General features: G+C 67.2%; 11 protein-coding genes. 2 read left to right on the top strand and 9 right to left on the bottom strand.

All coding sequences use genetic code 11. From position 1 onward, the window contains the following. The 4 genes from KBW98_RS04590 to KBW98_RS04605 all read right to left on the bottom strand — a co-directional run. The coding region (locus tag KBW98_RS04590) for a serine hydrolase (RefSeq protein WP_211518956.1) at positions 1 to 1,098 on the bottom strand (1,098 nt) is incomplete at its 3' end. Positions 1,099 to 1,243: 145 nt separating this feature from the next. Beyond that, complete coding sequence (locus KBW98_RS04595; protein WP_211518957.1) at positions 1,244 to 2,692, bottom strand: Ppx/GppA phosphatase family protein; 1,449 nt, start codon at positions 2,690 to 2,692, stop codon at positions 1,244 to 1,246. An 88-nt stretch (positions 2,693 to 2,780) separates the two neighbouring features. Next, a complete protein-coding gene (locus KBW98_RS04600; RefSeq protein WP_211518958.1) occupies positions 2,781 to 2,963 on the bottom strand; it encodes a hypothetical protein in 183 nt (60 codons plus the stop codon). Continuing rightward, entirely contained in the window at positions 2,960 to 4,135 is a 1,176-nt protein-coding gene (locus KBW98_RS04605) for a PepSY domain-containing protein (RefSeq protein ID WP_211518959.1), read from the bottom strand. Before KBW98_RS04605 ends, KBW98_RS04600 begins: the two co-directional genes overlap by 4 nt. A 106-nt stretch (positions 4,136 to 4,241) precedes the next feature. On the opposite strand from KBW98_RS04605, the gene KBW98_RS04610 reads away from it, so the two are divergent. After that, the gene (locus tag KBW98_RS04610) at positions 4,242 to 6,416 is read left to right on the top strand and encodes a TonB-dependent siderophore receptor (protein WP_211518960.1); all 2,175 of its coding nucleotides are present in this window, start codon (positions 4,242 to 4,244) and stop codon (positions 6,414 to 6,416) included. Here KBW98_RS04610 and KBW98_RS04615 read toward each other — a convergent pair. From KBW98_RS04615 to ppsA, 5 genes are all read right to left on the bottom strand, one after another. Beyond that, positions 6,413 to 8,278 (bottom strand): bifunctional diguanylate cyclase/phosphodiesterase, encoded by a 1,866-nt coding sequence (locus KBW98_RS04615; RefSeq protein ID WP_211518961.1) that lies wholly within the window; start codon positions 8,276 to 8,278, stop codon positions 6,413 to 6,415. The genes KBW98_RS04610 and KBW98_RS04615 overlap by 4 nt on opposite strands. A 119-nt stretch (positions 8,279 to 8,397) precedes the next feature. Next, positions 8,398 to 9,207, bottom strand: a complete 810-nt coding sequence (locus tag KBW98_RS04620; RefSeq protein WP_211518962.1) for an SDR family oxidoreductase — start codon at positions 9,205 to 9,207, stop codon at positions 8,398 to 8,400. Beyond that, positions 9,204 to 10,115 carry an SPFH domain-containing protein gene (locus KBW98_RS04625; protein WP_373888903.1) on the bottom strand — a complete coding sequence of 304 codons (912 nt, stop codon included), beginning with the start codon at positions 10,113 to 10,115 and terminating at the stop codon, positions 9,204 to 9,206. The genes KBW98_RS04620 and KBW98_RS04625 overlap by 4 nt, the downstream gene beginning before the upstream one ends. A 45-nt stretch (positions 10,116 to 10,160) precedes the next feature. Then, entirely contained in the window at positions 10,161 to 10,583 is a 423-nt protein-coding gene (locus KBW98_RS04630) for an NfeD family protein (protein WP_211518964.1), read from the bottom strand. A gap of 191 nt (positions 10,584 to 10,774) precedes the next feature. After that, on the bottom strand, positions 10,775 to 13,219 hold the full coding sequence (gene ppsA / locus KBW98_RS04635; protein ID WP_211518965.1) for a phosphoenolpyruvate synthase: 2,445 nt from the start codon (positions 13,217 to 13,219) through the stop codon (positions 10,775 to 10,777). Between the two features lie 188 nt (positions 13,220 to 13,407). Here ppsA and KBW98_RS04640 point away from each other — a divergent pair, with 188 nt between their 5' ends. After that, complete coding sequence (locus KBW98_RS04640; RefSeq protein WP_211518966.1) at positions 13,408 to 14,256, top strand: pyruvate, water dikinase regulatory protein; 849 nt, start codon at positions 13,408 to 13,410, stop codon at positions 14,254 to 14,256. The last annotated feature ends 59 nt before the right edge of the window (positions 14,257 to 14,315 follow it).

The raw sequence follows: 14,315 nt of genomic DNA on the forward strand, positions 1-14,315 counted from the left end.
CATGTCGTTCTCCCCCAGCGCCATCTTCACCAGCTCCGGGAAGATGCGCTCCGCACGCACATCGTTCGCCAGCAACACCACACAGCGCTTGCGCGCCTCCAGGCAGACGGCCATGTTGCCTGTCGACTCGTTGTGCCCGCCCTTGAACCATCCCAAACCGCTGCGGTCCTGGAAGGTCACCAATCCCAGCCCCGCCGCGATGCCCTCCTGCGGCGCTCCGGCCTCCGGCGCCAGGGTCGGGAACTGGCTGCGCGAGCGGATCGGCAGCTGCGGGCGCATCATCTCGGCGCGCATGCGTCCACTCAGCCCCTCGCCGCGCTGCAGCGCCGCCCAGAAGCGCGCCTGGTCGGCGATGGTGGTGTCCATCGATCCGGCCGCGCTGACAGTGCTGCGTTCGTCGTGCGGTTCGAGCTTGCCCTCGATGGTGTAGCCGTCGGCCAGGTTGGCGGCGAAGTCGGGACGCCAGCGCATGCTGGTGTTGCGCATGCCGAAGCGGTCGAAGATCCGGGTCTGCATCTCGCGCGCGACGTCCAGGCCCAGGCCTTGCTCGAGGATGTATTGCAGGAGGTAGATGCCCTCGCCCGAGTAGGCGTAGCGGCTGCCGGGTTCGAAGTGGATGCGGATCTTCTCGTCCGGTTCGATCCAGCTGAAGTTGGCGAAGCCGGCGCTGTGGGTGAGCAGGATGCGCGGCGTCAGCTGGCGCCAGCGCGGGTCGGCGGCCAAAGGAGCATAGTCGGTGCGCTTGTTCCTGTAGTCGGGCAGTGGCTTGGGAAGCAGCTGAGTAATGGGGGCGTCGAGGTCGATGCGGCCCTCGCCGGCCAGTTGCAGGACCAGGTAGGCGAAGACGGTCTTGGTCAGGGAAGCGCCGTACATGACGGTGTCCGGTTCGAGCGGCAGCTTGCGTTCGACGCTGCGCTTGCCGTAGGTGGCGAGCTTGGTGAGCTTGCCGTCGTCGATGATGGCCATCGCCAGGCCCTGGACCTGTTCGCGGCGCATCAGGGCTTCGACCTCGGAATCAGAAACCTTGGCGCCGGTATGCGGTGATGATGCGCACGCGCTCACGACGACGCAAGTTGCAAGGAGAACGACGAGTCGCATGGAAGCCTCTGTAGGGTGGACGGGTCCCCCGTCCACGCGGTGATAGTTATCGGTCTCTTCTTCGCGCAGGGGCCGGCCGCCGCAGCTTGAACGCGTGGACGGCAAAGCCGTCCACCCTACGATTTCGGTAACGACAATGGGAATGTCAGCGCAGATGGAACGGCAGCCCAATATCGTTCCAGAACCCCTCTTCCTTCTCGAACCACGGCGCCAAGGTCGGATGCTTCGCCAGCAAATCCGGCGGCAGCTCGATCTCGACCTTCCCCTTCAAGCGCAGCCGAAGCCCCGCCAGGTCCTCGTCCGCCCGCGCATGCATGAACACCACCGCCAACCGCAGCGCCAGCATCGCCTTGGCCAGGTCCGGCTCGCCGAGCGACTCGCGCACCTTGCGCAGGTTGCCCTTCTGCCCCAGCACCAGGGTGCTCATCAAGCGCTGCTCGCGCGTCGTGAAACCGGCAAGGTCGGCATGCTCGACGATATAGGCCCCATGCTTGTGCGCCCCCGTCATCGACACCGCCAGGCCGATCTCGTGCAGCATGCTACTCCACGCCAGGTAGTGGTGCAGGCTGTCGCCCTGCGGCTGCAGCTTCTCGTACATGGCGGCGGCGATGGCGGCGGTGCGCATCGCGCGCTGCGGGTCGGCGCCGAAGCGGCGCAGGCAGGCGCGGATCGCGGCGTCGCGCCGGTCGCGGTGGGTGGCGCGCAGCTCCAGGTCGGACAGCACGCCCAGGCGCAGGCCCGCGTTGATGGCGGTCAGGCGGGGAATGCCCAGTTCCTGCATCACGCCGATCAGGACCGTCAGGCCGCCCACCATCACCGGCACCCGCTCCTTCTTCACGCCCGGGAGCAGGAAGGCATCGACATGGCCCAGTTCAAGCAGGATGTCGCGCAGCGCATGCAGGCTGGCCTGCGACACGCCGCCGTCGCCGATCTGGTTGCGGGCGATGACCTCGGAGATCGCCCGCATCGTGCCCGAGGACCCATAGGAGGCGTCCCAGCCTTGCGCCTGGTATTGCGCGGCGGCGTCCTCGAAGCGGGCGCGCGCGGCCGTGACGGCGGCGTCGAAGTTGCGCGCCGAAAGGCGGCCATCGGCGAAATAGGCCGCCGTCTGCGGATGGGTGCCGATGCCGAAGGATTCGACCAATGTAATCTCCGGCCCTGTCCCGGTGATGACTTCGGTGGAGCCGCCGCCGATGTCGACCACGATGCGGCGTTCGTCCGGCTTGTCGATGGCGCGCGAGACGCCCATGTAGATCAGGCGCCCCTCTTCCTCGCCCGAGATGATCTCGATCGGATAGCCGATCGCCTGCTCGGCCAGCGGCAGCAGGACGTCGGCGTTGCGCGCCACCCGCAGGGTGTTGGTGGCCACCACGCGCACGGCGTCCAGGTGGTATTCGTTCAGGATGGCGCGGAAGTCCTGCAGGCAGCGGATGGCGGTGCGCATCGCGGCCTCGCTCAGCATGTTGTCGGCGTCGAGCCCGGCCGCCAGGCGGATCGGGTCGCGCGCGGTGCGCATGATGTGCATGCGGCCGCCGGCCGGTTCGCCGATATGCAGGCGGAAGCTGTTGGACCCGAGGTCGACTGCTGCGAACATGGTGCCCCTTCGGATGAGAGTTCGAACGGGCGGCCCGAGCGCCGCCCCGCCAGGCGGAGTATACCGCGAGGCAGGAGCGCGGGGTGCGCTAGGCGCGTGGACGCGTGCGGCGCAGGCTGAACCAGGCGCCGACGGCGACCGGCGCGCCGAGGGCCAGGGCGGACACGACGTCCCAGATGTCGTCGCCGAGCAGCGCCGAGGTCAGGCCGACGATGGTCAGGACGGCCAGCAGCAGCGGCGCGCCCCAGATCTGCATGGTGGTGCGGGTCATGAAGCCTCCTTGCGCACGAGCGCGGGAATCTCGCGTTCCGGCGCGGCTGGTGCGTGCGTTGGTGCGCGGACGGCAGCCTTGGCGTGGCGGCCGCGTTTGAGCCACAGGTACAGGCCCGTGACCAGGATGACGATGGTGGCGATGTCGAGCATCGCCCAGAAGAATTTCATCCACTGGCCGCCGTAGTCGCCGAAGTGCAGCGGCTGCGACAGCAGCAGCGCGGTCAGGTACCAGGGCAGCTCGCGGCGGTCGGTGATCTGGCCGGTCTCGGCATCGATCAGGACCGGCTTGTACAGGCGCGAGCTGAAGGCCTCGTCGCCGCGCATGTAGACGCCGTAGTGGTGCGGGCTGGTGAAGGGGGTGCCGGGGAAGGCCACGAAGCCGACCTTCATGCCCGGTTCCGCGGCTTCGGCGCGGTGGATCGCCTCGTGCACCGAGGCCATCCTGGTCGGCGGCGGGCTGCCCTCGTAGGGTTTCAGCATCTCGGCGATCTCGGTGGTCTGCCAGACCTTGAGCAGGACGTCGGCCCAGGTATTGACCATGCCGGTGGCGCCGACCACGAAGGCCCAGACCAGGGTCACGATGCCCAGCAGGTTGTGCATGTCGAGCCATTTCAGGCGCGGGCTGCGCTCGCGCCGCACGGCGCCGAACTCCAGCTTGCGCATGAAGGGCGAGTACAGCACCGCGCCGCTGACGATGGCGACCAGCAGGAGCAGGCCCATCAAACCGAGGAACAGCTTGCCGACCAGGCCCGCGAACAGGTCGACGTGCAGGCGGAACATGGTCGACATGAAGGCGCCGCCCTCGAAGGCCGGCTCGGTGATGACCTTGGTGGTGCGGGCGTCGACCGCGATCGGCTTGTAGTGCTCGTCGTTCGGATGGTCGCCCAGGGTGACGTTCCAGATCGCGGGCTCGTCGGCCTCCTGCGACATGTACATCATGATCTTGTTGGGATACAGCTCCTTGGCCGAGGCGATCACGGCATCGATGTTGCCGCGCGGCGTGTCCACCGGCATGGCGGGCGCCTCGACGTCGGTGCCGAGCAGGTGGCCGATTTCGTGGTGGTAGATCAGCGGCAGGCCGGTCAGGCACAGCAGCAGCATGAAGACGGTGCAAACCAGGCTGCTCCACTTGTGGATCCAGCCCCAGCGGCGCAGGGAAACGGGTGACATGAATGTTTGGGCGGATGAGATCGACAAATAATAATGGTTCTCATTTACAGAAGCAAGCGTTAGCGCTAAAATGATAAGCATTCTCATTTAGAAAAGAGCAACATTCATGCGTTCGCAACACTTCCGCCGCACTCCCCTGGCGCTCGCCGCCACCCTCCTCGTCCTCACCACCGCCCACGCCCAGGAATCCGCCACCGGCCAGCCGATCCAGACCGTGGTCGTCAGCGCATCGGCCGACGCCTCGTCCCAGGGCCTGCCCTCGGCCTACGCCGGCGGCCAGGTGGCGCGCGGCGGGCGCCTGGGCCTGCTGGGCAACGTCGACATCATGGACGCGCCCTTCAACGCCACCAACTACACCCAGGCGCTGATCCAGGACCAGCAGGCGCGCGGCGTGGCCGACGTGCTGCAGAACGATCCGTCGGTGCGCGTGGCGCGCGGCTTCGGCAACTACCAGGAGCTGTACATGATCCGGGGCTTCCAGGTGAACTCGGACGATCTGGCCTATAACGGCCTGTTCGGCCTGCTGCCGCGCCAGTTCGTGGCCTCCGAGCTGCTCGAGCGCGTCGAGGTGCTGCGCGGCGCGAACAGCTTCATCAACGGCGCGGCCCCGGGCGGCGGCGGCATCGGCGGCGCCGTCAACCTGCTGCCGAAGCGCGCCGGGAACACGCCGCTGTCGCAGGTGACGCTGGGCGTGGAAACCGGCGGCCAGGCCTATGCGGCGGCCGACGTGGCGCGCCGCTTCGGGCCGGAGAACCGCGCCGGCATCCGCGTCAACGCTGTGCGCCGCGACGGCGACACCGCGGTCGACCGCGAAGCGCGCGAACTGAGCGTGTACTCGGTCGGCATGGATTACCGCGGCCGCGGCTTCCGCCTGTCGGCCGACCTCGGCCACCAGGACCACAGCCTGACCGGTGCGCGCCCGAGCGTGACCCTGGGCGCGGGCGTACCCATGATCGCAGCCCCGGAGGCCGACAGCAACTTCGCCCAGCCCTGGACCGTGTCGGAAGAACGCGACACCTTCGGCACCCTGCGCGGCGAAGTGGACCTGCCGGGCGGCGCGGTCGCCTGGGCGGCGGTGGGCGCGCGCAAGGGCGACGAATTCAACATCATCTCCTCGCCGACCGTCACCGCCGCCAACGGCAGCGGCGTCATGACCCGCTTCGACAACGTGCGCGTCGACCATGTGCGCACCGGCGAAATCGGCGTGCGCGGCGAACTGCGTACCGGCCCGGTCAAGCACAGCCTGAGCGCCACCGCCTCGGGCTTCCATTCCGAATCGAAGAACGCCTATGGCATGAGCGACTTCGCGGGCTTTGCCGCCAATATCTACCGCCCGGTAGATGTGGCGGTGCCCTCCTCGCGCTTCTTCACCGGCGGCGACATGAACGACCCGCTGCTGACCGCCAAGACCATCCTGTCGAGCTACGCGGTGGCCGATACGCTGTCCTTCGCCAATGACACCATCCTCTTGAGCGTGGGCGCACGGCACCAGACCATCAAGGACTTCGGCTACGACTACAACAGCGGCGTCCAGTATTCCGCCTACGAGGAAAGCGAAGTCACCCCGCTGGCGGGCCTGGTGTTCAAGCCTGCGAAGAACGTCTCGCTGTACGCGAACTACAGCGAAGCCTTGCAAAAACGCCCGGTCGCATCGGGTACCGACATCATCAACGTGGGCGAAGTGTTCGCGCCCTTCGTCTCGCGCCAGAAGGAAGTCGGCGTCAAGTACGATGGCGGCCGCCTGGGCCTGAGCGCCGCCCTGTTCAGCACCAGCCAGCCTTCGGCCTATGTCGAGGACCGCCGCTTCGGCGTGTATGGCGAGCAGCGCAACCGCGGCCTGGAGGTCTCGGTGTTCGGCAGCCCGCTGCGCGGCCTGCGCCTGCTGGGCGGCCTGACCCTGCTGGACGCGGAGCAGCGCCGCACCGCCGGCGGCGCGAACGAAGGCAAGGACGCCATCGGCGTGCCCAAGACCCAGCTGAACCTGGGCGTGGACTGGGACGTGCCGGGCATCCAGGGCCTGGCCCTGAACGCGCGCACCGTCTACACCTCGGGCCAGTACGCGGACGCGGCCAACACCCAGAAGCTGCCTTCGTGGGCGCGCCTGGACATCGGCGCCAGCTACGGCCTGCGCCTGATGGAACGCGACGTGACCCTGCGCGCGCGCATCGACAATGTCACCGACAAGGACTACTGGGCCTCGGCCGGCGGCTACCCCGGCTACGGCTACCTGGTGCTGGGCGCGCCGCGCAGCGTGGTGGTGTCGGCGTCGGTCGACTTCTAAGCCGCTCGACGGCGTTCGCGCACCATGCGCTCGAAGTCGCGCACGTGCAAGGGGCGGCTGAAGTAATAGCCCTGCACCTCGTCGCAGCCCCGGCCCACCAGGTAGTCCCACTGGGCCTGGGTCTCGACGCCCTCGGCGATCACGCGCAGTCCCAGCTCGTGGGAGAGCGAGATCATGGCCGACACCATGGCCGAGCTGCTGGCGTCCTGCCCGATATCCCGGACGAAGGACTGGTCGATCTTGAGCACGTCCACCGGGAAGCGCTTCAGGTAGGACAGGCTGGAATAGCCCGTGCCGAAATCGTCGATCGACAGGTGCACGCCCATCGCCTTGAGTGCGCGCATCGTGGCCACCGCCGTCTCCACGTCTTCCATCATCAGGCTCTCGGTCAGTTCGATCTCGAGGCTGGTGGCCGGCAGTCCTGTTTCGCGCAGCACCTCGGCGATCAGGGCTGGCAGCGCGGCGTCCCTGAACTGGCGCGAAGACAGGTTGACCGCCACCCGCAAGGACCCCAGGCCGGCGCGCTGCCAGGCGGCCGCCTGCGAACAGGCCGCGCGCAGGACCCAGGTCCCGAGCGGGACGATCAGGCCGGTTTCCTCGGCCAGTGCGATGAAGCGGTCGGGCCGCATCACGCCCATCTGCGGATGGCTCCAGCGGATCAGCGCTTCCATGCCGATCACGGCGCCGCTGGCCAGGTCCACCTGGGGCTGGTAGTGCAGTTCGAATTCCTCGGCGTTCATCGCGTGGCGCATCGCATCCACCATGGCCAGGCGTTCGAGCGCGCGCTCGTTCATGCTCGGCAGGTAGAAGCGGAAGGCGTTGCGCCCGCTTTCCTTGGCCCGGTACATCGCGATCTGCGCATGCTTGACCAGGCTGTCGGCATCGCCGCCGTCGCCCGGGTAGCCCGCGATGCCGGCGCTGCCGGTCAGGAACAACCGCTGCCCGCCTTCGCCGAAGGGCTCGGCGATGGCGGCCAGCACCTTGCTCACCGTGGCCGCGGCCTGGCTCTCGTCGGCGCGGTTCTCGAACAGCAGGACGAATTCGTCGTCGCCCGTGCGGGCCACGGTATCGGTGGGCCCGACAGCGGCCAGCATGCGCTCGCCGGCCTGGCGCAGCAGGCGGTCGCCGGCGGCCGGTCCCAGGCTGTCGTTGACGTGCTTGAAGTAGTCCAGGTCGAGCACCGCCACCCAGACCGGGGCGGCGTCCGAGCGCGCGAAGGCCAGCGCGCGGTCGATCCGGTCGGCCAGCGCGACCCGGTTCGGCAGGCCGGTCAGCATGTCGTGGCGGGCGCGGTGCTCCAGCGCGGCCTCGTATTGCTTGGCGGTGGTGACGTCGTACTCGAAGATGACGAAGTAGTCGGTGACGCCGCGCTCGTTCCTGATGGGGGCCAGGTAGGCTTCCTCGTAGTAGGCCTGGCCGTCCTTGCGCCGCAGCTGCAGCAGGACGTGGGCCTCGCGTCCTTCGATGATGGCGTTGCGCAGCTCATGCAGGCCGGGCTGGTCGTCGACGCCGAAGGCCAGCAGTTCCAGCGGCCGGCCAAGCACTTCCTCGGGGCCGTAGCCATGCATACGGGTAAAGGCCGGGTTGACCAGGATGATCGGGGCGCCCGGAGAACGCGCATCGACCAGGGTCACCGAGTTGGCGCTCGATTCGATGGCGCGCTGGTGCAGCCGGAGCGCCTCGGTGGTGCGGTCCAGGTCGGCCGTGCGTTGCTCCACCAGCTCCTCGATCAGGCGGGTGCGCTGTACCCGGCCGTGCACATAGGCGGCCGCCACGCAGCCCAGGGCCAGGCGGGTCAGCAAGGCCAGGGCCGATTCCGGATGGGCGGGCGCGCACTCGCGTCCACGCCTCTTCAGTTCCATACCTGCTCCGCTATGTAGCCTTCGTGCCAGTGTACGCCTCGCTTCGGGTTCGGGGAAAGAAAAAAGCCACCTGGCGATGGCTTTCGTCCTTGAAATCCGGCGACCGTTTCCAGCCGGCTCTATTGCGGCCTGGCCTCATCCTTGACCGCGGCCAGGGCCATTTTTTCCACCAGTCCAGGCGCCAGCAGCTTGAGCAGGCGTCCGACTTTGCCCTTGGTGCTCATCACGACCTCGCGCCGGCGCCGCTCCATGCCGTCGATGATCAGGCGCGCGCACTCCTCCACCGGCATCGCGTTCTCTTCCTTCAAGCCGCTGACGCCGGCCGCCTCGCCCTTGGCGTTGTAGCCGCGGTAGCGGATCCGGGTCGCCACCACGCCGGGATATGCGGTGGTCACGCTCACGCCGGCGGTCTTCAGCTCGATGCGCAAGGCCTCGAAGAAGCCGGTCATCGCGAACTTGGTCGCGCTGTAGGCGGTGCGGCCCGGCACGCCCACCAGTCCCGCCAGCGAGGACACGGCCACGATGCTGCCGCGCGCCGCCTTGAGGTGCGGCAGCGCCGCCTGGGTGCACCACACGCTGCCCCACAGGTTCACGCGCATCAGGTCCTCGTACCAGCCGAGGTCCTCGACCTGCTCGAACAGGGCGTGGGCCGAGCGTCCGGCATTGTTGACCAGCACGTCAATGCGGCCGAAGCGCGCCACCGCCCCGTCGACCAGGGCGCGGCAGTCTTCCTGGCGCGATACGTCGGTCGGTATGGCATGCGCCTGGGCGCCAAGCGCCCGGCATGCCGCCGCGACAGCCTCGAGCTGGGCGGCATTGCGCGCCGCCAGCACCAGCGCCAGGCGCGCGCCTTCCTTCGCCGCCATCTGGCGCGCCATCTCGGCGCCAATGCCGTCGGAGGCGCCGGTGATGACGGCGACCCGCGTCATTTCTGCGCCTTGACGATCTGCAGCGCGCTCGCGATCACGGTGCTCATGTCGCCCATGTTGGCCGGCACGATCAGCGAGTTGTTGGTCTTGGCCAGCTTGCCGAATGCGTCGACGTAGTGCTCGGCCACGCGCAGGCTGACCGCGTCCATGCCGCCCGGCTCGCGGATCGCCGCGCCGACCTGGCGCAGGGCCGAAGCACTTGCCTCAGCCAGCGCGACAATGGCGTTCGCTTCGCCCTGTGCCCGGTTGATCGCGGCCTGGCGCTCGCCTTCCGAGCGGGCGATGGCGGCTTCGCGCTCGCCGCTGGCGATGTTGATCTGCTCCTGGCGCCGGCCTTCGGAAGCGGCGATCAGGGCGCGCTTCTCGCGTTCGGCCGTGATCTGGCGCTGCATCGCGTGCAGGATCTCGGCCGGCGGCGTCAGGTCCTTGATCTCGTAGCGCAGCACCTTGACGCCCCAATTGGCGGCCGACTCGTCGATGGCGTTGACGATGGTGGTGTTGATGTGGTCGCGCTCCTCGAAGGTCTTGTCCAGCTCCATCTTGCCGATCACCGAACGCAGGGTGGTCTGGGCCAGCTGGGTGATCGCCTGGATGTAGTTCGACGAACCGTAGGAAGCGCGCATGGCGTCGGTCACCTGGAAGTAGAGGATGCCGTCCACCTGCAGCTGGGTGTTGTCGCGCGTGATGCAGACCTGCGGCGGGACGTCGAGCGGGATTTCCTTCAGGCTGTGCTTGTAGGCGATGCGGTCGATGAAGGGCACCACGATGTTCAGGCCCGGGGCCAGGGTCGCATGGTACTTGCCGAGGCGCTCGACCACCCAGGCGTGCTGCTGGGGCACCACGTTGATCGTCTTGAAGACGAAGACCAGGGCGATCCCGAAGATCACCAGCGCGACGATACTGAACATTTCCATTGGCATCCCTTATGTTGGACTAGGTTTTATAGTATTTGCTTATGCTTCGGCGACCACCAGGCGGTTGCCGTGGACCTCGACGATGCGGAAGTCGCCCGGATGGTCCGAGGCGCCCGGGCGCAGCTCGACGTCCCACAGCGCGCCGCGGTACATCACGCGGGCGCGCCGGCCCTGCCATTGCGGCACGCTCACGCGCTGGCCGATGTCGAGGTTCATGTTCGGGTCGTTGGCGGCTTCGCCGCGCGCGGCCCGGCCGAAGCGGCTACGGCGCAGCACCAGGGTGGCGGCCACGCCGACCGCCGCGGCCGCCAGGGTCTGCAGCGGGCCGCTGGCACCTAGCAGCGCCGCCAGCGCGCCGGCGCACAGGCCGAGCGCGATCATCAAAAGGTAAAAGGTACCGGTGAACAGCTCGGCGATCACCAGGATGCCGGTCCCGATCAGCCAGATCGTCCAGTCGGACATGATGCGGTCTCCTCGTCAGTTAAAAAAGAAAAAACCCCCGGTACCCGGTACGGGTAGCGAGGGTTCTGCGTCTTCGGTGCAGAGAGATGGGGTGGTCTAGGCGGCAACGAAATCATTGCCCCCAGTGTAGCACCTGCAGCCACACGGGGGAAGGCTCGGCTTGCCCGGCCACCTGCTCCCGGCAGGCCGGCTTACATCGACGCCAGCTTCTGCCAGGTATCGATCACCGAGTCCGGGTTCAGCGACATCGATTCGATGCCCTGCTCCATCAGCCAGACCGCGAAGTCGGGATTGTCCGATGGGCCCTGGCCGCAGATGCCGATGTACTTGTTCTGGGCGCGGCAAGCCTTGATCGCCATCGACAGCATGGCTTTCACGGCCGGGTCGCGCTCGTCGAAGTCCTTGGCCAGCAGCTCCATGCCGGAGTCGCGGTCTAGGCCCAGGGTGAGCTGGGTCAGGTCGTTCGAACCGATCGAGAAGCCGTCGAAGAACTCGAGGAAGCGCTCGGCCAGGATGGCGTTGGACGGCACTTCGCACATCATGATCAGGCGCAGGCCGTTCTCGCCGCGCTTCAGGCCATTCCTGGCCAGCAGCTCCACCGTCTTCTCGGCCTGGCCCAGGGTACGCACGAAGGGCACCATCAGCTCGACGTTGGTCAGGCCCATGTCGTTGCGCACGCGCTTCATGGCCTCGCATTCCATCTCGAAGGACTCAGCGAAGTCTTCGGCCAGGTAGCGCGCGGCGCCGCGGAAGCCCAGCATCGGGTTCTCTTCGTCCGGTTCGTAGCGCGAGCCGCCGATCAGCTTCTTGTACTCGTTCGACTTGAAGTCGGACAGGCGCACGATGACTGGCTTGGGCCAGAAGGCGGCGGCGATGGTCGCCACGCCTTCGGCCAGCTTGTCGACGTAGAAGGCGCGCGGCGAGGCGTGGCCGCGGGCCACCGACTCCACCGCCTTCTTCAGGTCGGCGTCGATGTTCGGGTACTCGAGGATGGCCTTCGGGTGCACGCCGATGTTGTTGTTGATGATGAACTCGAGACGCGCCAGGCCGACGCCGCCGTTCGGCACCGACTGGAAGTCGAAGGCCAGCTGCGGGTTGCCGACGTTGAGCATGATCTTGGTCTTGAGCGGCGGCAGCGCGCCGCGCGAGACTTCGGTGACCTCGGTTTCCAGGATGCCGTCGTAGATGCGGCCTTCGTCGCCTTCGGCGCACGAGACCGTGACGAAGGTGCCGTCTTTCAGCACGTCGGTGGCGTCGCCGCAGCCCACCACCGCCGGCACGCCCAGTTCACGCGCGATGATCGCCGCGTGGCAGGTACGGCCGCCGCGGTTGGTGACGATGGCGGAAGCGCGCTTCATCACCGGCTCCCAGTTCGGGTCGGTCATGTCGGCCACCAGCACGTCGCCCGGCTGCACGCGTTCCATCTCCGACGGGTCGGTGATGACGCGCACCGGGCCGGCGCCGATCTTCTGGCCGATCGCGCGGCCATGGGTCAGCACGGTGCCCGAACCCTTCAGGGTGAAGCGCTGCTGCGCGTCGGTCGACTTCTCCTGCGACTTCACGGTTTCCGGACGCGCCTGCAGGATGTAGAGCTGGCCGTCGCGGCCATCCTTGCCCCACTCGATGTCCATCGGACGGCCGTAGTGGTTCTCGATGATGACGGCGTACTTGGCCAGCTGGACCACTTCCGCATCGGTGAGCGAGTAGCGGTTGCGCAGCTCGATCGGCACGTCCACGGTCTTGACCGAACGGCCGGCCTTGGCTTCCTGGGTGAACTCCATCTTGATCAGCTTGGAGCCGATGTTGCGGCGGATGACGGGCGACTTGCCCTGCGCGAGCATCGGCTTGTGCACGTAGAACTCGTCCGGATTGACGGCGCCCTGCACCACGGTCTCGCCCAGGCCATAGCTCGAGGTGACGAAGACCACGTCCTTGAAGCCCGATTCAGTGTCGATGGTGAACATCACGCCGGCCGCGCCCAGGTCGGAACGCACCATGCGCTGCACGCCGGCCGACAGCGCGACCTCGGCGTGGGTGAAGCCCTTGTGCACGCGGTAGGAAATCGCGCGGTCGTTGTAGAGCGAGGCGAACACGTGCTTCATCGCTTCGAGCACGTTGTCGATGCCGACCACGTTCAGGAAGGTCTCCTGCTGGCCCGCGAAGGACGCGTCGGGCAAGTCCTCGGCGGTGGCCGAGGAACGCACCGCGAAGGACATCTCGGTGCTGGAGTCCGCCACCAGGCGTTCGTAGTAGGCGCGGATTTCCTGCTCCAGGCGCGGCTGGAACGGGGTCTCGATGATCCACTGGCGAATCTCGGCGCCGGCGCTGGCCAGCGCGCGCACGTCGTCGACGTCGAGCGTCTCGAGGCGGGTGGCGACGCGGTCGGCCAGCGACGGACCGCCGTTGACGCTATGGCCGAGGAAGTCGCGGAAGGCGTCGGCCGTGGTGGCGAAGCCGCCCGGCACGCGCACGCCGGCTTCGGCGAGCTGGCTGATCATCTCGCCGAGCGAGGCGTTCTTGCCGCCGACCGACTCGACGTCGGTCATGCGCAGGTTCTCGAACGCGGCGACGTAGACCTTGTCCGTACCGCTTGCCTGGTCAGGCTCCTTCAACACTCCAGTTGCTAGGTTAGTCATGGTAAAACACCCTTACTTGATGATAGAAACCTGTTGGCGCCAGTGCCGGGCAGCGGAGGTGTATTCTTGTTATTCTGTCCGCCGTGCAGCACAATGCACATCCGTTGCCAAGCATTTTAACCCGTGAAAGGGTGATGTACAGCACACAATCCTGCAAGTTTGTCACCATTGCCCAGCGTTTGCATACAATGACCGAAGAAATCCGCCCCGCCTTCCCTCCCTCGTCGCGCACCGTGTTCTTCGTTTCGGACGGCACCGGCATCACGGCGGAGACCTTCGGCCACGCCGTGCTGAGCCAGTTCGAAATGCGCTTCCGCCAGATCCGCATTCCCTTCATCGACTCGATCGACAAGGCCCACGACGCGGCGCGCCGCATCAACGAGAGCTTCGTGCGCGACGGCCAGCGCCCGATCGTGTTCTCGACCCTGGTAAAGCACGACCTGTCGAGCGTGATCCGGGCCGCGAACGGCATGCACATGGACCTGTTCCAGACCTTCGTCTCGCCGCTCGAGCAGGAGCTGGGCGTCAAGTCGACCCATACCATCGGCCGCATCCACAACGCGGTGGACACCGAGGAATACAAGAACCGCATCGAAGCCATCAACTTTTCGCTGGCGCACGACGACGGCCAGTCGCACAAGAACCTGGCCGAGGCCGACGTGATCCTGGTCGGCGTGTCGCGCTCGGGCAAGACCCCGACCAGCCTCTACCTGGCGATGCAGTACGGCCTGAAGGCGGCCAACTATCCCCTGATCCCGGACGACTTCGAGCGTGGCAAGCTGCCCTCCTCGCTGCCGCCCTTTAAGGCCAAGCTGTTCGGCCTGACCATCACGCCTGAGCGCCTGTCGCAGATCCGGAACGAGCGCCGCGCCGGCAGCAAGTATGCGTCGATCGAGAACTGCCGCTATGAGGTGAACGAGGCCGAAGCCATGATGAAGCGCGAAGGCATCCGCTGGCTGTCCTCGACCACCAAGTCGATCGAGGAGATCGCGACCACGATCCTGCAGGAGATCAAGCCGGATCGCCGCGAATACTGATCGTTTGACAAAGGCTGTGACCGGAAAGCCACGGCTTGGTGGATGAACCGCGTGTGCCT

The sequence above is a fragment of the Massilia sp. ST3 genome (assembly GCF_018119405.1).
Classification (GTDB): Bacteria; Pseudomonadota; Gammaproteobacteria; order Burkholderiales; family Burkholderiaceae_D; genus Telluria.

Coding starts and splice junctions, on each gene's coding strand:
- ppsA (WP_211518965.1), bottom strand. CDS start 13,219: ATGACTAACCTAGCAACTGGAGTGTTGAAGGAGCCTGACCAGGCAAGC.
- KBW98_RS04600 (WP_211518958.1), bottom strand. CDS start 2,963: ATGACCCGCACCACCATGCAGATCTGGGGCGCGCCGCTGCTGCTGGCC.
- KBW98_RS04595 (WP_211518957.1), bottom strand. CDS start 2,692: ATGTTCGCAGCAGTCGACCTCGGGTCCAACAGCTTCCGCCTGCATATC.
- KBW98_RS04625 (WP_373888903.1), bottom strand. CDS start 10,115: ATGTTCAGTATCGTCGCGCTGGTGATCTTCGGGATCGCCCTGGTCTTC.
- KBW98_RS04620 (WP_211518962.1), bottom strand. CDS start 9,207: ATGACGCGGGTCGCCGTCATCACCGGCGCCTCCGACGGCATTGGCGCC.
- KBW98_RS04615 (WP_211518961.1), bottom strand. CDS start 8,278: ATGGAACTGAAGAGGCGTGGACGCGAGTGCGCGCCCGCCCATCCGGAA.
- KBW98_RS04630 (WP_211518964.1), bottom strand. CDS start 10,583: ATGTCCGACTGGACGATCTGGCTGATCGGGACCGGCATCCTGGTGATC.
- KBW98_RS04610 (WP_211518960.1), top strand. CDS start 4,242: ATGCGTTCGCAACACTTCCGCCGCACTCCCCTGGCGCTCGCCGCCACC.
- KBW98_RS04605 (WP_211518959.1), bottom strand. CDS start 4,135: ATGTCACCCGTTTCCCTGCGCCGCTGGGGCTGGATCCACAAGTGGAGC.
- KBW98_RS04640 (WP_211518966.1), top strand. CDS start 13,408: ATGACCGAAGAAATCCGCCCCGCCTTCCCTCCCTCGTCGCGCACCGTG.